The sequence below is a fragment of the Enterobacter cloacae complex sp. genome (genome assembly GCF_900322725.1).
GTDB classification, from domain to species: domain Bacteria; phylum Pseudomonadota; class Gammaproteobacteria; order Enterobacterales; family Enterobacteriaceae; genus Enterobacter; species Enterobacter quasihormaechei.
This window is the reverse complement of record NZ_LT991957.1, coordinates 2,218,874-2,238,153: the sequence shown is the minus strand read 5'-3', so window position 1 is coordinate 2,238,153 and position 19,280 is coordinate 2,218,874. Positions and strand designations below refer to the sequence as shown.

16 protein-coding genes are annotated in these 19,280 nt (G+C 57.1%); 7 read left to right on the top strand and 9 right to left on the bottom strand.

Annotated features, from left to right (window positions below; translation table 11 throughout):
- Window positions 1-24: 24 nt before the first annotated feature.
- Window positions 25-888 carry a YicC/YloC family endoribonuclease gene (locus DBR02_RS11175; RefSeq protein ID WP_003860907.1) on the top strand — a complete coding sequence of 288 codons (864 nt, stop codon included), beginning with the start codon at window positions 25-27 and terminating at the stop codon, window positions 886-888.
- A gap of 208 nt (window positions 889-1,096) precedes the next feature.
- Entirely contained in the window at window positions 1,097-1,714 is a 618-nt protein-coding gene (locus tag DBR02_RS11170) for a trimeric intracellular cation channel family protein (RefSeq protein WP_063868767.1), read from the top strand.
- 26 nt (window positions 1,715-1,740) lie between these two features.
- On the opposite strand, the gene etk is transcribed toward DBR02_RS11170, so the two are convergent.
- The 8 genes from etk to ligB form a co-directional block, all read right to left on the bottom strand.
- Window positions 1,741-3,918 (bottom strand): tyrosine-protein kinase, encoded by a 2,178-nt coding sequence (gene etk / locus DBR02_RS11165; RefSeq protein ID WP_107534401.1) that lies wholly within the window; start codon window positions 3,916-3,918, stop codon window positions 1,741-1,743.
- A 22-nt stretch (window positions 3,919-3,940) separates the two neighbouring features.
- Window positions 3,941-4,384 (bottom strand): arsenate reductase/protein-tyrosine-phosphatase family protein, encoded by a 444-nt coding sequence (locus DBR02_RS11160; protein WP_107534400.1) that lies wholly within the window; start codon window positions 4,382-4,384, stop codon window positions 3,941-3,943.
- Window positions 4,372-5,505 carry a polysaccharide export protein gene (locus tag DBR02_RS11155; protein WP_107534399.1) on the bottom strand — a complete coding sequence of 378 codons (1,134 nt, stop codon included), beginning with the start codon at window positions 5,503-5,505 and terminating at the stop codon, window positions 4,372-4,374. The genes DBR02_RS11160 and DBR02_RS11155 overlap by 13 nt, the downstream gene beginning before the upstream one ends.
- Before the next feature lie 43 nt (window positions 5,506-5,548).
- On the bottom strand, window positions 5,549-7,642 hold the full coding sequence (locus DBR02_RS11150; protein ID WP_107534398.1) for a YjbH domain-containing protein: 2,094 nt from the start codon (window positions 7,640-7,642) through the stop codon (window positions 5,549-5,551).
- Window positions 7,642-8,379 carry a capsule biosynthesis GfcC family protein gene (locus tag DBR02_RS11145; protein WP_233157733.1) on the bottom strand — a complete coding sequence of 246 codons (738 nt, stop codon included), beginning with the start codon at window positions 8,377-8,379 and terminating at the stop codon, window positions 7,642-7,644. Before DBR02_RS11145 ends, DBR02_RS11150 begins: the two co-directional genes overlap by 1 nt.
- Entirely contained in the window at window positions 8,376-9,020 is a 645-nt protein-coding gene (locus tag DBR02_RS11140) for a YjbF family lipoprotein (protein WP_107535640.1), read from the bottom strand. The genes DBR02_RS11145 and DBR02_RS11140 overlap by 4 nt, the downstream gene beginning before the upstream one ends.
- Before the next feature lie 118 nt (window positions 9,021-9,138).
- Entirely contained in the window at window positions 9,139-9,495 is a 357-nt protein-coding gene (locus tag DBR02_RS11135; RefSeq protein ID WP_107534396.1) for a hypothetical protein, read from the bottom strand.
- Window positions 9,496-10,166: 671 nt separating this feature from the next.
- Window positions 10,167-11,837, bottom strand: a complete 1,671-nt coding sequence (ligB, locus tag DBR02_RS11130) for an NAD-dependent DNA ligase LigB (RefSeq protein ID WP_107534395.1) — start codon at window positions 11,835-11,837, stop codon at window positions 10,167-10,169.
- A gap of 249 nt (window positions 11,838-12,086) precedes the next feature.
- Between ligB and gmk the strand changes: the two genes are divergently transcribed.
- The 5 genes from gmk to recG are packed head-to-tail and all read left to right on the top strand — an operon-like array spanning window position 12,087 to window position 17,953.
- Window positions 12,087-12,710, top strand: a complete 624-nt coding sequence (gene gmk, locus DBR02_RS11125) for a guanylate kinase (RefSeq protein WP_006177710.1) — start codon at window positions 12,087-12,089, stop codon at window positions 12,708-12,710.
- Between the two features lie 54 nt (window positions 12,711-12,764).
- Window positions 12,765-13,040: a DNA-directed RNA polymerase subunit omega gene (gene rpoZ / locus DBR02_RS11120; RefSeq protein WP_000135058.1), complete on the top strand. Its 276-nt coding sequence runs from the start codon at window positions 12,765-12,767 to the stop codon at window positions 13,038-13,040.
- A 19-nt stretch (window positions 13,041-13,059) separates the two neighbouring features.
- Complete coding sequence (gene spoT, locus DBR02_RS11115; protein ID WP_022646616.1) at window positions 13,060-15,174, top strand: bifunctional GTP diphosphokinase/guanosine-3',5'-bis pyrophosphate 3'-pyrophosphohydrolase; 2,115 nt, start codon at window positions 13,060-13,062, stop codon at window positions 15,172-15,174.
- 4 nt (window positions 15,175-15,178) lie between these two features.
- The gene (trmH, locus tag DBR02_RS26860) at window positions 15,179-15,868 is read left to right on the top strand and encodes a tRNA (guanosine(18)-2'-O)-methyltransferase TrmH (RefSeq protein WP_063868761.1); all 690 of its coding nucleotides are present in this window, start codon (window positions 15,179-15,181) and stop codon (window positions 15,866-15,868) included.
- Between the two features lie 3 nt (window positions 15,869-15,871).
- Window positions 15,872-17,953: an ATP-dependent DNA helicase RecG gene (recG, locus tag DBR02_RS11110; protein WP_064910024.1), complete on the top strand. Its 2,082-nt coding sequence runs from the start codon at window positions 15,872-15,874 to the stop codon at window positions 17,951-17,953.
- A 3-nt stretch (window positions 17,954-17,956) separates the two neighbouring features.
- Here recG and gltS read toward each other — a convergent pair whose 3' ends face one another.
- Window positions 17,957-19,159 (bottom strand): sodium/glutamate symporter, encoded by a 1,203-nt coding sequence (gltS, locus tag DBR02_RS11105; RefSeq protein WP_006812438.1) that lies wholly within the window; start codon window positions 19,157-19,159, stop codon window positions 17,957-17,959.
- Window positions 19,160-19,280: the final 121 nt, after the last annotated feature.

Here is a 19,280-nt window from a genome sequence, read left to right as displayed (position 1 = left end):
TCTCCTTTAAAAACGGGAATGTCTATGATCCGCAGTATGACCGCCTACGCCCGGCGTGAAATCAAGGGTAGCTGGGGTAGCGCTACCTGGGAAATGCGCTCGGTAAACCAGCGCTATCTGGAAACATATTTCCGTATGCCGGAACAGTTCCGCAGCCTGGAGCCTGTGGTGCGTGAGCGTATCCGTACGCGTCTGACCCGCGGGAAAGTGGAATGTAATCTGCGTTTTGAGCCCGATGCCAGCGCGCAGGGTGAACTGATCCTTAACGAAAAGCTGGCAAAACAGCTCGTTAATGCGGCGAACTGGGTCAAAATGCAAAGCGACGAAGGCGAGATCAACCCGGTTGATATTCTGCGCTGGCCTGGCGTGATGGCCGCCGGAGAGCAGGATCTGGACGCGATTACCGCCGAAATCCTCGCGGCACTCGACGGCACGCTGGATGACTTTATCGTTGCCCGCGAAACCGAAGGCCAGGCGCTGAAAGCAATGATTGAACAGCGTCTTGAGGGCGTGAGCGCCGAAGTGGCTAAAGTTCGCGCTCATATGCCAGAAGTGCTGCAATGGCAGCGTGAGCGACTTGTCGCCAAACTGGAAGAGGCGGAAGTCCAGCTCGAAAACAACCGTCTGGAACAAGAACTGGTGCTGATGGCGCAGCGCGTGGACGTGGCTGAAGAGCTGGATCGTCTGGAAGCGCACGTTAAAGAGACCTACAACATTCTGAAGAAGAAAGAAGCTGTGGGCCGCCGTCTCGACTTTATGATGCAGGAGTTCAACCGCGAGTCGAACACGCTGGCGTCTAAGTCCATCAATGCAGAGGTGACCAATTCAGCGATTGAACTGAAGGTCCTCATTGAGCAGATGCGCGAGCAGATCCAGAATATCGAGTGATCACTTTCCGGGTGGTGCTGCCTCGCGCATCACCCATTACTTATTCTAATCCTTACTTAGCCTTACTTTCTCTCTCTCCCGCCTTAAATCAAGCCTGCCCGCCGTGCGCTGATAAATTCCTTTAGGGAAAACCACCTCGCCTTAGAAAATCTCAATCGTGATCTTCCGCACAAATCGTTAATCTCCCCCTCTTCATTCCGGAGGTTTTATGCTGCTTCATGTTCTCTATCTCATTGGCATTACCGCAGAAGCCATGACCGGCGCGCTCGCTGCCGGACGTCGCCGTATGGACACCTTCGGCGTGATCATTATTGCCACAGCCACTGCGCTCGGCGGCGGGTCCGTACGCGATATCCTGCTTGGCCATTATCCACTCGGCTGGGTCAAAAACCCTGAGTACGTCATTATCGTGGCAACGGCAGCCGTACTCACCACGATTGTGGCTCCGGTGATGCCTCATCTGCGCCGCTTATTCCTCGTGCTTGATGCGCTTGGGCTGATTGTTTTTTCCATCATTGGTGCGCAAATCGCTCTCGATATGGGTGAAGGCCCGGTTATCGCCACCATTGCGGCGGTGATCACGGGCGTGTTTGGCGGGGTGCTGCGCGATATGTTCTGTAAACGTATCCCGCTGGTTTTCCAGAAGGAACTGTATGCCGGCATCTCCTTTGCCGCCGCAGTGCTGTATGTTGCCTTGCAGCACTATGTCACCAGTCACGATGTGGTGGTTATCTCCACGCTGCTGTTTGGTTTCACCGCGCGCATGCTCGCATTGCGCCTGAAGCTTGGCCTGCCCGTTTTTCATTACAAACACAATGCGCATTAATGTCAGAACGGGCAGGCGCCGGATTATCAGTTACTCGAATAGGTGTAGCCGTAGTGATGATAGCCGTAGCCGTAAGCGTTGCTTGCCCGCTTAATGACGCCGTTCAGGATCACCCCTTTGGTGTTGACGCCGCTCTGCTCCAGGCGTTGTATACAGACCAGCATCTCCTTCACGCTGTTCATCCCGAAGCGGGCGACCAGCAGCGTGGTGCCTGCGCGGTGGCCGACTACCGCTGCGTCGGTAACCGCCAGGATCGGCGGAGTATCAATAATCACCAGATCGTAGCGTTCGTTCGCCCAGTCCAGCAGCTGCTGGAAACGCGCGTGCATCAGCAGCTCCGCCGGATTAGGCGGGATCTGCCCGCGCACGATGATGTCGAATCCGCCTTTATCGAAGGTCTGAACGCCCTGCGTATACACCGCTTTGCCGGATAAAATCTCCGACAGGCCGCAGGTATTGTCGAGCTTAAACAGATCGTGGGCATACCCGCGGCGCATATCCGCATCAATATAGAGTACTTTCTGCCCCGCCTGCGCCACGACTGCCGCCAGGGTACTGCTGACAAACGTTTTTCCGCTGTCCGGCGTAGCGCCAGAGATCATCAGTATATTGTTCGCTGACTCCATCATCGCGAAATGCAGGCTGGTGCGCAGGCCGCGAATTGCCTCGACGGAGAGATCGACAGGGTTATCCGTCGCCAGGAAGGGGATATTTTTTGTCTTATGGCGCAGACGCGGGGACATAAACGCTTTTTTGCGCGAACGCATCTTTTTAGCCAGCCATTCCGACAGCGGCACGGTGGCATAAACGTTAATCCCGTGCTCCTCCAGCTGCTCTGGCGTTTCAATGCCCATACGCAGCATACCGCGCGCCAGGATCCAGCCCGAAGAGACGAACAGACCCAGAATAACCCCCAGCACCACGACCAGTGCTTTTTTCGGCTTGATCGGCTGCGGCCGGGTCACGGCCGGATCGATAATGCGGACGTTACCAATCGCGCTCGACTGGGCGATGCTTAGCTCCTGCTCGCGGTTAAGCAGCTGCTGGTAGATGACGCGCCCCGACTCCACGTCGCGGCTCAGGCGCAACACCTCCTGCTGGGTGGCCGGCATCGACGATACCCGTTTATTCAGGCGATTTTTTTCCTGTTCCAGCGTCTGGCGTTTCTCCATCAGCGCCCGGTAGGTGGGGTGATCTTTTTTGTAGAGCTGCGAAATTTCCGCTTCCCGGAAGGTCAGTTCATTGAGCTGATTGTCTGCATTCACAATCTGCTCCAACACCGCTTTTGCCTCCAGGTTCAGGTCAACGGAGTCGTTTTGCTGACGATAGCGGTTGAGCTTCTCCTCGGCCTGGTCCAGCTCGCCGCGCACCTGCGGAAGCTGCTGCTTCAGAAATTGCAGACTTTTCGCATCCTGCGCCGCCTGGCGAGCCACGTTCTGATGCAAATAGTTGTCGGCGATGCAGTTAAGCACGCGGGCCATCTCAACGGGATCTTCCCCCGTGATGGTCAGGCCAAGCATTCCGCTATCCTTGCTGCGCTCGCCCACGGTAAAGCGCTGCTGTAGCGCGTCAATCGCCTCCAGCTCGCTCAGCTGCGTAATCGTAAACCGGGTACCCGGCTTCGCCTGGATATCGGCAATTTTAATGGCGAGATTCGCCGCGCTCAGCTGCCGCCCCACGACGCCCTGTAACGTCACGTTATTCCCTTCCAGCTGATAGTGGCCCTTCTCGCCGACGGTCAGCGTCAGCTTTTGCGCCCGGCCCGCGACAGGAGGGAGTTTGAGCATGCTAATATCGACGATGCCAGGCTGCTGGCCGGTGAGCCGTGCCCAGCCGCGTCCGATGACGGGAAAATAGTTTTCGCTCACCTGCGTGCGCAGGTTCAGGTCATCAATCGTTTTACCGAGGATCATTCGCGACTGTAGAAGCTGAAGTTCCGGGGCCGACTCCGGCGAAGAGTCAGGAATAAACTCGCTAAGGTTACTGAGCAGCGCGTTGCCCTGCTTCTGTTCCACCTGTATCAGCGCATCGGCCTGATAAACCGGCGTGGCAAAGAGCGCATAAAGCAGCGCTGCCAGCGTGAACAGCGCGGTAAGGGCGAGAATAAACTTTCGGTGGTCGAGCAGCTCACCAAACAGACGCACCAGATCGATCTCGTTATTCGCGGCAGACGCATCATGGGCGTGAAGAGTATTTGTTGACATAAAACGTGACTATCCCGTGTGATTAACTGAGCCGTTTTGCCCATTCCTGACTGGCCTGCTCCAGCAGTCCATAAACATGTTCAAATGCGTTCCGGTTTTTACGGTAGGGGTCCGGGATCTCTTTTCTGCCCGTCCAGTGACCAAAGAGCATCATTTTGCCGCGCGCCTCCGGTGCGATAGCCGTGACCTGCTCAATATGTTCCAGCTCCATCGCCAGAATCAGATCGTAGTCGCGCACCATGGCGGGGGTAAGCCTGCGCGCAACGTGGCCCTCAAGCAGAGTGCCACGTTCGGCGGCGATCGCTGTCGCCAGCGAATCGGCTGCGTGCCCTTCCAGACCGCAAATTCCCGCCGAATCGACCCGGGCGGTGGGCAGCAGCCGGCGCAGCAGCCGTTCTCCGATGGGGGAGCGGCAGATATTGCCGGTACAGATCACCAGGATGGCGTTAAACGTTAATTTGGCCATGTTCTGACATATCTCCCTGTTTCAGTCAGGTCATGTACGCCGGTAATGGTCGGTACCAGCTGAGATATCACGCGGTTCCAGCGCACCAGCGGCGCGGTGGTGACATAGACGATGTCGTAAGGCTCCAGCTGAAATTCGGTGCTCAGCACCATCGCGGTCGCATCCCGGGCGTTCAGCTGGTAGACGCTGGCAATTTTGCCGTTCTGCTTGCCCTGCAACGGACGAATCACAAAGATCCCCGTGGCGTCGGCCATATCCTGATTCACGCACTGCGCATTACCCAGCGCTTCCGCCAGCGTCATGCCGCTACGATCCATCTTCAGGGTGCTCTGTTTACCGACCTCGCCCATGACAAACACTTTCAGGTCGTCATTACGCGGAATGAAGAGAATATCGCCCGGATAGAGGAGTTTGTTCTGGGTAAGATCGCCGCGCTGCATCAGCGCGTAGAGAGAAATGTGCGTGTCCTTGCCGTTGTGGGTCAGCACCACGTGGCGCCAGTCCGCCTCCGACGTCAGGCCGCCTGCCGCATTGATCGCATCCATTATCGTCAGCGGAATGTTGGTGATGGGCTGCTGGCCCGACTTAGCCACTTCGCCCGTCACGTAGGCTTTTTGCGAGCGGAACGCCGCCACGCTGACATCCACCTGCGGGCTCTCAATCACCGAGTCCAGCCGGGCGGCGATCTCATCGCGCACCTGAGCCAGCGTCTTGCCGACCACGTAAATTTTGCCGATATAGGGATAGAAGATCGTACCATCCGCATTCACCCAGTTGCCCGTATCGCTGGCGCTACGGTACTGGCCTGCGGGGGTGGTCAGCTCCGGGTGATCCCAGACGGTAACCATCAGCACGTCGCCGACGCCGATGTGGTATTGATAGCTCTGGAGCTGGTGGTCCAGTTCAGGATTGGCGCGGGAGTCGACTTTGCCAGGCAGCAATTCCTCGACCAGCCCCGGCGTGAGTGGATAGACGTTGACCATCTTATCCAGATCGTAACTGCTGTCAGGCAGATCGATAATATCTTTGCCGTGGGTGCTGAGCCCCTGGCCCGGTACGATAGTACAACCGCTTAACGTCATCATGACCAACGCAAGCACGGAAAATTTAACGTTTTTCATTCAGTAAAATCATCTGGTTAAGTAATGCCTGTTTCATCCGGTACTACTGCCCTACCGGGGTTTCGCGTTCTGACGTCATGCTATAAAGCTGATATTTACGGCCTAACATCTGGCCGCCATCACGCGTGAGGGGCGTCCACGAGACCACCGCCCGGTTGCGATTTGGGCCAATCGTCATCAGATCGAGCGGGATCGAGATGTAGAAGCCTTTGCTAAAGCCACCTTCCCCATAATCCTCTTTCGAGACGTTCGTCAGTGCCGCCCAGACGCCTACCGTCACGCCGCTGTCGAATCGCTTCGCGACGTCGAGGGTGGCGCCTTTATCCTTCGCCAGGTACTGCCCGATGCTCAGCTTCATCAGCACGCTGTTGAGCTTCCTCGGGTTCCAGTAGCCGGTGATAAATCCGGTTGGCGCGCTGTAATCGGTAAAGCGCATCATGTCGTCCCAGTCGCGCTGTTTGACGTAGTTCGCATCCACACCCAGCGCCCAGTCACTGTCCAGCGGACGCCAGAGCGCCTCTGCCCCCACGCCGCCGTACATGGTTTCGAGGTAACCGCCATAAATCTGGGCATAGAAGCCGTGCCCCAGCGCATCGACGTAGTTGGCCTGTAAGTTGTTGATGTAGATGTCATTGCCGACATAATCGCGAATATGAGTTCTGACGCGCGGCAGGCTGGAGTCGGCGGGGAGTAGCGAGGATTTAAACTTGTCGTAGTTGTTATAGAGGTTGGCGAACACGCCGCCGTCGAGCAGCAGACGATCGGACAGCCAGTAACTGGCGCTGGCCATCACTCCCACCTGGAACATGTAGAAATCTTCCGGACCGCCCAGCGACTGCGCCAGCGTTGGTTTAACGCTGTAGCTGAAGCGATCGGCGCGAATACGGTAGCCGCGCCCGAACGCGGTGGTATCCACAGGCTCGACGCGCTGCTGCCTGAGCGTCTCTTCCTGGCCGAGCGGCTGCCCCGCCAGCCGTTTGCGCAGGCTGGCGACATCGGTTTGCGTCGTGACCAGCGGCAGATGGTCACGCTGCTGGGTGATATCGATCGTGTCGACCCCGTCGGGCAGGTTATTGATGAGAATACGGTTGGCGCGATCTACCGCTTCGCGCGGATCGCGATAGCGATACTGCTCGCCGGTCATGTATAACGTATTGCCGTGCTGAAGGATCTCCGGCGCATCGAAGCCTGCGTTGTACTTAAGCGCGGTGAGCTGGTTTGCCGCCGAGGTATAGTTCAGCGTCTCGCCTGCCGGTGCCGGTTGCCAGGCCGGTTTCGGTTTATCACGCAGCGCGGGGCGCAGGTCGTTGAAGTTGGTCCGCAGCGTAAAACCAAACATCAGCGTATTGCCGCGTTCATAGCTGAGATTGAGATCCGCCCAGTCGGCAACACGATAGACCGCCCCCACGTTGATATGGCTCGACTGCTTAAGGGAGCCGGCAAAATCATCGGCATAGTTGTTGCCGTCATACTCCAGCTTCAGGCGCAGGGGCTGCCAGGGCGTCTGATACTGTAGGCCGCCAAACAGCGACGCCGGACCACGAAACATATCGCTAAAGCTGATATCCCCGGCATCATGCGACTCGCCGCGGGTGCAATAAGTATTGTTATCGTGGCAAAGCGGGTTGCCCACGTTGTTACTATTACCGGGATATCCCCAGGCAATTCCAAAGGTAAAATCGACCGGACCGGCCATTTTGCTGGCAACCAGATATTCACCGTCGAACAGGCCGGTGCCCGCAATGTCGCGCTTGCCGAGCGCTACCTGCGGCAGGCTGTAGCCCTCTTCCCACAGACGAACCTTAAAGTCGAACGACTTATCCTTGTAGCTTTGATCGCCGCTGAAATCCTCGTCGCTGCTGTATTTGCGGGTGCGGACGTCGGTATAACGAATCGTCCCTTCCAACCACGGAAAGAGCACGACGGAAGAGGAGTAAAAACGGTACTGATCGTTATCGCGGTAGTTGACGCTAAACTCTCCCTCCCTGCCAAAGCGCGCGTCGGGCATTTGCATCAGGCCGGTGCCGCCAAAGTCGGACTGCGAAGGTCCAGTGGGATCGGGCCAGGTACGCAGCTCCGCGTGGCAGGCAGCAGAGATCGCCAGAGCAAGGCCGCTCAGTAAAAAAAGTTTGTTCATTAGTCAGGTATCCGCCGCGTCAGGAGCGCAACGATTTGCTCATTCAGCCCGGTAAAATCGTCCGGCACCGCCCGGGGATCAAAACCCACCCACAAAACAGCGCCCGGCTCTGCTTCAATATGGCGTGCGTTCCAGTACGCCACCGGCGCAACAACCGTACTGCCGTCAGGATCGATAACGGTCACGTTATTCCTGTCGGCTCCGGCCAGCCGCGCCTGCCCCTGTAAGTAATCCTGAACGCTTGCGCCCGGCCGCCAGGCCAGTTTCCTCGGCGTTGCGACCGCCCCCATCAGCGTGACGGTGCGGGGTGCAGGCGAGAGCCACAGATCGTAACGGCCCTTCAGGGGACGATCGCCATGGGCGTCGGTACGCACTGCGTCTGGATCGAGGCTGACAAACTGCCGCCCGACGATCCGCAGGGGCTGGATCTGCGCAGCGACAGCACGAACGGTCGCGGTCCGCCCGTCATCAGCGCGATTCTGCCAGGCTGAAAGCGCCGCCAGCACCTGCTGCTTCGTCTGCTGCGCGCGCAGTGTGGCGGAAGGGGTTGCAATCGCAGCGCCCTGCCACCAGACGTTGTTCAGCTGCGGCTGGGTAACCAGTTGGGAGAGCGTGTCGGCCTGTCCGGCAGACCACGTTTTTCCCGGCTGATGCACGGTAACGACGCCTGCACATAAGCCGGGCAGGCTGAAGAGTGATAACCCTACGCCAGGTAGCCATTTTTTGAGTCTGTTCATGGGGCGGGCTTCAACATCGTCATGGCGACAGGGAATACGCCAGCGCCGAGCATCTGTTCACTCTGGCGTACCTGGCCGGTGGCGGAATCAATCCAGAAGGTGTTCTGCCAGCGACGACCGAGGCCGTCGGCCTGCACCGTCTCCTGCCAGACCTGGCAATGCAGCGTATCGCCGGCAATGGTCAGATTTTCAGTCCCGCTCAGGGAGAAGCGCGAGGTCAGGCGTGCGGAGCGATAACGCCCCTCTTCCTGCCAGCGCACATCGCGCGACCACCGGCTGCCGTCGTGGAGCTGCTGCGCGTGGCGCAGCGGATCGTGCTCCAGGCTGGACACCTCAAGCAGGTTATACGGGAGCTTCAGCGTGTGGATAAGGCGACCGTTATGCGTGACGATCATCGCATTATCCTGCGATAACCATTTACTGTTTCCCTGTTCGATATATCCGAGAACCACCAGGATCCTCGGGCCATTATCAAGACGCAGGTACATGGTTGAGTAAGGGAGCGCCTGAATCTGCCCGTCCGTTAGCGTCACATCCTGGCGCCCGGCCAGGCTGGCGTTAAAGGTCTCAATGATGCTCTGCTGACTCGGCGTACAGCCCTGGATCGGCAGAATCATGATGAGCAGAATAAACAGTCTCACCAGAAATCCTTTATTAAATAACATTAGAATCAACTAAATACCCGGCGTTGATGTTGCCACCGGGTCAGGTTGTTGCGCTGTTCTGCGGAAGGCTATTTCGCCTTGCGCACCAGCAGCCTTAGCGGGTAACTGTCGTCGTGGAAGTCCCATTGCCTGAGTCATCGCCACTGTCGCTTGCCGCGACAACGGCTAACGACGCTACACCGGCAATCGCAGCGGTGGTGACAACAGCGGTCGTGCCAATCGCACCTGCCGCCAGCCCTCCCGTGGTGCCAGCGGTAGCTCCCACCGTTGCACTGGTTGTCGCTCCGGTTGTTGTCCCGGTCGCTGTACCGGTTGTCGCTCCGGTTGTTGTTCCGGTTGTCGTTTCGCCGGTTGCTGCGCTGGCGCTACCAGCTTCGGTGGTTGCCCCCATAGCAGGCAGTGCAGTCGCCAGCGTGAGTGCCGTAAGCACTGTACAAAGCCTCTTTTTCATTTATGTTCCTCATTCAAATGAAGGAAAGATGAGCACCTGGAAACCAGGCCCCCGTTAACGGGCAAAACGCCCGGGGCTGAATCCCGGCCCGACAGGGACGGGAAATCATCCATGTAAAAGCCCTGAGCTCTGAACACCAGCGCACATAAACCGTCAGGATATATTTCGATACTCTTAATGGCTTCAATAGGAGTTCAGATAGTTAACTCCCTTACGGGGCGCAAAAGAAAGGAAAACGCAGAAGTGATGCAAATTGCACCCCAGCGGTCACTACCTTAATAATTTCAGATAAGATAATTCTTAAAATAATTTGACGCAATGATTTCCGCCAGAATAAATATGACTAATTGTTAACCTGGAAAACGTTCAGCACATTATTAATAAAATAATTAAGTCACTGAAATAATGAGAAATAAGACCCCAAAAACCCAAGACAACGCCTCCATGAAACGTTCATGCCAGTCTATTATTCTTGATTAATAATGATTGAGATCAATTAAACCGATCCTTGAAAGAGTTGGCAGGAATAATATCCCCTCAAATATATATGTCGTGAATACTTTATTTTTACTCATAATTATTATGTATATTAAACCCCTTTTCATAAATACGCGTATTAACAACAGCGTAATAATGCGCCCCTTGCCAGTCTCTTCAGGAGCGCACGCAGATTAAAATCCACCAATGTGCTGTGCGGCCAGCCACCTCGCCAGCGCATCAATCTGCGGCTGATGCAGCCAGTCTACGATCTGGCGGGCCTTCTCCTGTCCGGTGCCCGGCAGCCTCCGCCACTCCGCTTCGCTTCGTTGAACCAGCGCCTGCCAGGAGCGATCCCCTGCCGCCTTCAGCGTTGACCGGGACAACGGTATTCCCATCGCGGCGATCCAGCGGATAAAAGGACGCTCCCGCGCCAGGTTAAACTGATGCCATAGCGCAGCGCCATGCGTTGCCGATATCCCCGGCGTCGCAGCGAGCTGCGCCTGCGTGAGCTGTAGCCAGGAAAAGAGATGCTCAAACCGATGCGCCTGATAGAGGTTACGCCACCCCGACTCGCCCATCCCTTTGATATCTAACGCCTGGCTGGAGCTTAGCCACGTCAGCCGGGCAAAAAATTGCTCCATGCATTCCGGGGAGGCGTAGAAACAGGTTAAGCCGTTATAGTGCGATGAGGGCGGCTGTGGTTTATGACGATCCACATTGCGCCATACCACCTTATCCAGCCGGGGAATACCTTGTCCCGTCAGGCTTACCAGCACCTGATCGCCGGGCGCAATATCCAGCATCTGCCAGCGGTTGACCGACCCCAGGCTCACGCGCTGTACACGTTTATCGTCGAGCATAAGCGGCTCAAGCTGCGCAATCGCCGTGATCCGCCCGGTACGGCCAACGGTAAAATGAATGGCTTTGACTTCCGTCACCTGGGCCACAGGACGATATTTCCACGCGATGACCCAGTTCCCTTCTCCCGGCAGCCACTGCTCACCCGGCGGCTCTGCCGAGGCGCGAACCACAATGCCATCAGTGGCAAAGGGTAACGAAGCCTTAAACCAGGCCGTCCGCTGCGCTTCCACGTCAGCCGCGTTTTTAACCGGCAAGGTATAACGCGCAGTCAGGGTAAAACCGGCCTCTTCCAGCGCGGAAAGGCGTGCTTTCATCATTTTTGGACCGTTCGGCCAGGCCCAGATAAAAATGCCTGTCTGCTTCAGCGCTGCGCGATCGGTCGCGCGCATCATCGCTCCCGCCACCTTCGCTCGCGCATTCATACCGCCCATCTGCTGTTGGATATGCCCCTCGCGAAGCAGAAAAAGTTCACCCTGCAATACGCTGTTGGCAAGCGGCCCGGAAAGCGTTTGCGGGATAGCGGGGATCATTCGCGCCTGTGCCGTCCACTCTTCCCCCTGTAAACCGTCGCCCCGGCTGATGGCCTGCGCCAGCCTGCCGCTTTTATAGACCAGGGTGACCGCTACGCCATCCACCTTTGGCTGCACCCAGAGATCCTGCTGCGCGGCCATCCAGCGGCTAAGCGCCTGCTGGCTTTCTGCCTTATGCACGCCGGTATGGGCGAAGGGGTGCTTCACCGTCCCGCTGGCGGCAGGGAGATCGTCGTGCAGCGGCTCATCGTGAAAACAGCGCTGCCACTGTTTTAATCGGGCGTTAAGCCTGTCGTAAACGTCGTCGCTCACCTCGCTGCTGCCCTGCTTCCAGTAAGCATCATTCCAGCGGGCCAGCTGCGCCTTCAGGGCCGCGATCTCCTGCCCGGCCTTCGACGGCGACCAGACCGGGCAGATTGCCAACGCCCCGCTGCTTAAGAAGAACATCAGTATGCTTATCCATCTCACCATTATCATCCCTCCCGGTTTTGCGAAGGGTATACCCTGCCCAAGAGCCGCAGACCAGCGGCAAAAAGGCATTTTACGAGCGTGCTTCAGCGCATTGTTTTTATTGCAGCAAAAGGGGGGTAAAACCTGAAAACGGCACGCAAAATCAATAATCCAGGGGAAAAAGTGTGACAAAGGCTACGTCACACAGCGGCGACGTGTATAATAAGCCCGTATGTAGGACTTCTTCGTTAACACATACAAAAGACTCTCATGGCTCAAGGCACGCTTTATATTGTTTCTGCCCCTAGTGGCGCGGGTAAATCCAGCCTTATTCAGGCACTGTTAAAAACCCAACCGTTGTACGATACGCAGGTTTCTGTTTCTCACACCACGCGGGCGCCGCGTCCGGGTGAAGTGCACGGTGAACACTATTTCTTTGTGAATCACGATGAATTCAGGGCGATGATTGGCAGAGACGCGTTTCTTGAACACGCAGAAGTTTTCGGTAACTACTACGGAACCTCGCGTGAAACCATTGAGCAGGTTCTGGCGACCGGCGTGAACGTGTTCCTGGATATCGACTGGCAGGGCGCGCAGCAAATTCGCAAGAAAATGCCTGATTCGCGCAGTATCTTTATTTTACCGCCATCGAAAGATGAGCTGGATCGCCGCCTGCGTGGCCGCGGCCAGGACAGCGAAGAAGTTATCGCAAAGCGTATGGCGCAGGCTGTTGCAGAAATGAGCCATTATGCGGAATATGATTACCTTATTGTGAATGATGATTTTGATGCCGCGCTGAGCGATCTCAAAACTATCCTTCGCGCAGAACGTCTGCGTATGAGCCGCCAGAAGCAGCGACATGACGCATTAATCACCAAACTGTTGGCAGACTGAACCCACTTTCAGTATCATGCCCAGTCATTTCTTCACCTGTGGAGCATTTTAAGTATGGCACGCGTAACTGTTCAGGACGCTGTAGAGAAAATTGGTAACCGTTTTGACCTGGTGCTGGTCGCCGCGCGTCGCGCTCGTCAGATGCAGGTAGGCGGTAAAGATCCGCTGGTACCGGAAGAAAACGATAAAACCACCGTTATTGCACTTCGCGAAATCGAAGAAGGTCTGATCAACAACCAGATCCTCGACGTGCGTGAGCGCCAGGAGCAGCAAGAGCAGGAAGCCGCTGAATTACAAGCTGTTACCGCTATTGCTGAAGGTCGTCGTTAATTAAACCTGCGGGTCGCCCTTGTATCTGTTTGAAAGCCTGAATCAACTGATTCAAACCTACCTGCCTGAAGACCAGATTAAGCGTCTTCAGCAGGCGTATCTCGTTGCACGTGACGCTCACGAGGGCCAGACACGTTCAAGCGGTGAACCTTACATCACGCACCCGGTAGCGGTAGCCTGTATTCTGGCCGAGATGAAACTCGACTACGAAACGCTGATGGCCGCCCTGCTGCATGACGTGATCGAAGATACCCCTGCCACCTACCAGGATATGGAACAGCTGTTTGGCAAAAGCGTTGCCGAGCTGGTGGAAGGGGTTTCTAAGCTTGATAAGCTGAAATTCCGCGACAAGAAAGAGGCGCAAGCCGAAAACTTTCGCAAGATGATCATGGCGATGGTGCAGGATATCCGCGTCATTCTGATCAAACTTGCTGACCGCACCCACAATATGCGCACGCTGGGCTCACTTCGCCCGGATAAACGTCGCCGCATCGCCCGTGAAACCCTCGAAATCTACAGTCCGCTGGCGCACCGTTTAGGGATACATCATATTAAAACCGAGCTGGAAGAGCTGGGTTTTGAGGCGTTGTACCCGAACCGCTATCGCGTGATTAAAGAGGTGGTGAAAGCCGCTCGCGGCAACCGTAAAGAGATGATTCAAAAGATCCTCTCTGAAATCGAAGGGCGCTTGCAGGAAGCGGGTATACCGTGCCGCGTGAGCGGTCGCGAAAAGCATTTGTACTCTATCTACTGCAAAATGGTGCTCAAAGAGCAGCGTTTTCACTCAATCATGGATATTTACGCGTTTCGCGTGATCGTCCATGACTCAGACACCTGCTATCGCGTGCTGGGGCAGATGCACAGCCTGTACAAGCCACGTCCGGGGCGCGTCAAAGATTACATTGCCATTCCAAAAGCGAACGGATATCAATCTTTGCACACCTCCATGATTGGCCCGCACGGTGTCCCTGTTGAGGTGCAAATTCGTACTGAAGACATGGATCAAATGGCAGAGATGGGTGTCGCGGCGCACTGGGCCTATAAAGAGCACGGTGGCGAAAGCAGCACTACCGCGCAAATCCGCGCCCAGCGCTGGATGCAGAGCCTGCTGGAGCTGCAACAGAGTGCAGGTAGCTCGTTTGAATTTATCGAGAGCGTTAAATCCGATCTCTTCCCGGATGAGATTTACGTTTTCACGCCGGAAGGGCGCATTGTCGAACTGCCTGCGGGCGCGACACCGGTCGACTTCGCGTACGCCGTGCATACCGATATCGGCCATGCCTGCGTAGGTGCCCGCGTCGACAGACAGCCTTACCCGCTCTCCCAGCCGCTCTTTAGCGGACAGACGGTAGAAATTATTACCGCGCCGGGCGCACGGCCTAATGCCGCCTGGCTGAACTTTGTCGTGAGCTCAAAAGCGCGCGCAAAAATCCGCCAGCTGCTGAAAAACCTCAAGCGTGACGACTCCGTCAGCCTGGGGCGTCGTCTGCTCAATCACGCGCTGGGTGGCAGCCGCAAACTGGCTGAAATCCCGCCAGAGAACATTCAGCATGAGCTGGAGCGTATGAAGCTCGCCTCGCTGGATGACCTGCTGGCTGAGATTGGCCTCGGCAACGCCATGAGCGTGGTCGTGGCGAAGAACCTGCAACAGGGCGAAACGACAGCCGTTCCAGCTAACGCACAAAATCATGGTCACCTGCCGATCAAAGGCGCTGACGGGGTGCTCATCACCTTCGCCAAATGCTGCCGTCCTATCCCGGGCGACCCGATTATTGCGCACGTCAGCCCAGGTAAAGGGCTGGTGATCCACCACGAATCCTGCCGTAACATCCGTGGCTACCAGAAAGAGCCTGAGAAGTTCATGGCGGTCGAGTGGGATAAAGAGACGGCGCAGGAATTTATTACTGAAATCAAGGTGGATATGTTTAACCACCAGGGTGCACTGGCGAACCTGACGGCAGCGATCAACACGGCCTCGTCCAACATTCAGAGCCTGAATACGGAAGAAAAAGATGGCCGCGTTTACAGCGCCTTTATTCGCCTGACCGCCCGTGACCGCGTGCATCTGGCGAATATTATGCGCAAGATCCGCGTGATGCCGGATGTCATTAAAGTCACCCGAAACCGAAACTAGCATTATGAATTCAAAACGTTACGAGCGAATCTGCGAAATGCTCGCCAGGCGTCAGCCTGATCTGACGGTCTGCATGGAGCAGGTCCATAAACCTCATAACGTCTCTGCTATCGTTCGCACCGCAGATGCCGTCGGCGTGCATGAAGTACACGCCGTCTGGCCGGGCGCACGTATGCGTACCATGGCCTCCACCGCCGCAGGCAGCAACAGCTGGGTCTCCGTTAAAACGCACCAGAGCATTGGTGAAGCGGTCTCGCACCTGAAAGGGCGTGGTATGCAGGTTCTGGCAACCAACCTCTCTGCTAAAGCCGTGGATTTCCGTGAGATCGACTATACCCGTCCAACCTGTATTTTAATGGGCCAGGAGAAAACGGGGATCACGCAGGAAGCTCTGGAACTGGCCGATCGGGACATCATCATTCCGATGATCGGCATGGTCCAGTCGCTCAACGTGTCGGTCGCCTCTGCGCTGATTTTGTACGAAGCGCAGCGCCAGCGTCAGAACGCCGGCATGTACGAGCGCAGCAACAGCATGCTGCCGGAAGATGAGCAGCAGCGCCTGCTGTTTGAAGGTGGCTATCCGGTGCTGGCTCGCGTTGCGAAGCAGAAGAAATTGCCTTACCCCCACGTCAACGCGCAGGGCGAAATTGAAGCCGATGCCGAGTGGTGGTCCACCATGCAGTACGCAGGGTAAAAGATGAAAGGCCGCCTGCTGGACGCCATACCGCTCAACAGCCTGACGGGCGTGGGCGCGGCACAAAGCAGTAAACTGGCCAAAATTGGCCTGCACACCGTGCAGGATCTCCTGCTCCACCTCCCCCTGCGTTACGAAGACCGCACCCAGCTTTATAAGATTGGCGATCTGCTGCCTGCCATCTACGCCACCGTTGAAGGGGAAGTGCTGAACTGCAACATCACCTTTGGCGGACGCAGGATGATGACCTGCCAGATCAGCGACGGGACCGGCATTCTTACCCTGCGCTTTTTCAACTTCAGCGCGGCGATGAAAAACAGCCTTGCCACCGGACGACGCGTGCTCGCGTACGGCGAAGCGAAACGTGGCAAATACGGCGCGGAGATGATCCATCCGGAATACCGCGTGCAGGGCGATCTTAGCTCACCTGAGCTACAGGAGACGCTCACGCCGGTCTATCCGACCACCGAGGGCATCAAGCAGGCAACGCTGCGCAAGCTCACCGACCAGGCGCTGGAGCTGCTCGATACCTGCGCCATTAACGAGCTGCTGCCACCGGAGCTGGCGCAGGGCATGATGAGCCTGCCGGAGGCGTTGCGCACCCTGCACCGTCCACCGCCAACGCTTCAGCTTGTTGATTTAGAAAGCGGTAAACACCCCGCCCAACGGCGTCTTATCCTTGAGGAATTACTGGCTCATAACCTGAGCATGCTTGCACTGCGCGCAGGTGCGCAGCGCTTCCACGCGCAGCCATTAAGCCAGCGCGATGAACTCAAGGATAAGCTGCTGGCCTCACTCCCGTTTAAACCCACCGGCGCACAGGCGCGGGTCACCGCCGAGATCGAACGCGATATGGCGCTTGACGTGCCGATGATGCGCCTGGTGCAGGGCGATGTCGGTTCCGGTAAAACGCTGGTCGCCGCGCTGGCCGCGTTACGCGCCATCGCCCACGGCAAGCAGGTGGCGCTAATGGCGCCGACGGAACTGCTGGCCGAGCAGCATGCCAACAATTTCCGTAACTGGTTCGCCCCGCTGGGCATCGAAGTGGGCTGGCTGGCCGGGAAGCAGAAGGGCAAAGCGCGCCTTGCGCAGCAGGAAGCCATTGCCAGCGGGCAGGTGCAGATGATTGTCGGCACGCACGCTATTTTCCAGGAACAGGTGCAGTTTAACGGCCTGGCGCTGGTCATTATCGACGAACAGCACCGCTTTGGTGTGCATCAGCGTCTGGCGCTGTGGGAGAAAGGCCTGCAACAGGGCTTCCATCCGCATCAGCTGATCATGACCGCCACGCCTATCCCGCGCACCCTGGCGATGACGGCCTATGCCGATCTGGATACCTCCACTATCGACGAACTGCCGCCGGGCCGTACGCCGGTGACCACGGTCGCCATTCCGGACACGCGCCGCAGCGACATTATTGACCGTGTGCGCAACGCCTGCACGCAGGAAGGCCGCCAGGCTTACTGGGTCTGTACCCTGATTGAAGAGTCTGAGCTGCTGGAAGCCCAGGCCGCCGAAGCCACGTGGGAAGAGCTGAAGCTCGCCCTGCCGGAGCTGAACGTTGGTCTGGTGCACGGGCGCATGAAGCCCGCCGAGAAGCAGGCGGTGATGCAGTCGTTCAAGCAGGGTGAGCTGCATTTGTTGGTCGCCACGACGGTCATTGAAGTGGGCGTGGACGTGCCAAACTCCAGCCTGATGATTATTGAGAACCCGGAGCGCCTGGGTCTTGCGCAGCTCCACCAGCTGCGAGGCCGCGTGGGCCGTGGCGCGATCGCTTCTCACTGCGTACTGCTCTACAAAGCCCCGCTGTCGAAAACCGCGCAGATGCGGTTGCAGGTCTTACGCGACAGCAATGACGGCTTCGTCATTGCGCAAAAAGATCTGGAGATCCGCGGCCCGGGCGAACTGCTGGGCACGCGTCAGACGGGTAACGCCGAGTTTAAAGTGGCGGATTTGCTGCGCGATCAGGCCATGATCCCCGAAGTACAACGCCTTGCGCGCCATATTCATGAACGCTACCCCGAACAGGCGGCAGCGTTGATTGAACGCTGGATGCCGGAAACCGAGCGGTATTCCAACGCCTGACGGTCAGCCAAACATCGGCAGCATCAGGTAGAGCTTAATGACCAGCGCGTTGACGATATCAATGAAGAATGCGCCCACCATCGGCACCACCAGGAACGCCATGTGCGACGGGCCGAATCGTTCAGTGATCGCCTGCATATTGGCGATGGCCGTTGGCGTTGCCCCCAGTCCAAACCCGCAGTGTCCTGCCGCCAGCACCGCCGCATCGTAGTTTTTGCCCATCATCCGCCAGGTGACAAAGATGGCATACAGCGCCATAAACACGGCCTGCACCGCCAGAATCGCCACCATCGGCAGCGCCAGCGAGGCGAGTTCCCACAGCTTGAGGCTCATCAGCGCCATCGCCAGGAACAGCGACAGGCTGACGTTCCCGAGCACGGACACCGCGCGTTCAAAGACGCGGTAGAAGCCCATCTGCGCCAGACCGTTACTCAGGATCACCCCGATAAACAGCACGCAGACAAAGGTTGGCAGTTCGAACGCCGTTCCCGCCAGCCATTGCGCAACGATTTTGCCCACGGTGAGGCAGATGGCAATCATGGCGATGGTTTCAATCATCACCAGCGAGGTGATGCTGCGGCCAACGTCCGGTTTTTCAAACGCGGTCGGGACCATTTCATCGTCTGGTCTGCCTTCCGGCGTGGTGGAGTGCTTCACCAGATAGCGCGCCACCGGGCCACCAATCAGGCCGCCAAGCACCAGACCAAAGGTCGCGCAGGCCATCGCCACTTCCGTTGCGTTTTCAAAGCCATAGCGTTCGATAAACAGCTTGCTCCACGCCGCGCCCGTTCCGTGGCCGCCTGAGAGGGTAATCGACCCCGCCAACAGGCCCATCAGCGGATCCAGCCCCAGCAGCGACGCCATACCGATGCCGATGGCGTTTTGCATCAGCAGCAGGCCCACCACGACAATCAGAAAAACGCCCAGCACCTTGCCGCCCGAACGCAGGCTTGCGAGGTTGGCGTTCAGGCCGATAGTGGCAAAGAAGGCCAGCATCAGCGGATCTTTCAGGGACATATCAAAATCGATTTCCCAGCCCATGCTTTTTTTCAGCACCAGCAGGGCCAGCGCCACCAGCAATCCACCGGCGACGGGTTCAGGAATGGTGTACTTTTTCAGAAAGGAAACACTGTGTACCAGCTTGCGACCAAGCAGAAGAACCAGCGTTGCGGCAACAAGGGTCGACAACGTATCGAGATGAATCATAGAAGGCTCCTGTTATGCGCGTGTTCCATACACACGCGGCGTTATCCTGGGCCGGGTGATGCTCGTCATGAGCCGCCGGCGCGAAAAGTGTAATTTTTTTTTCCTGTTGGTTGTAGAAAAC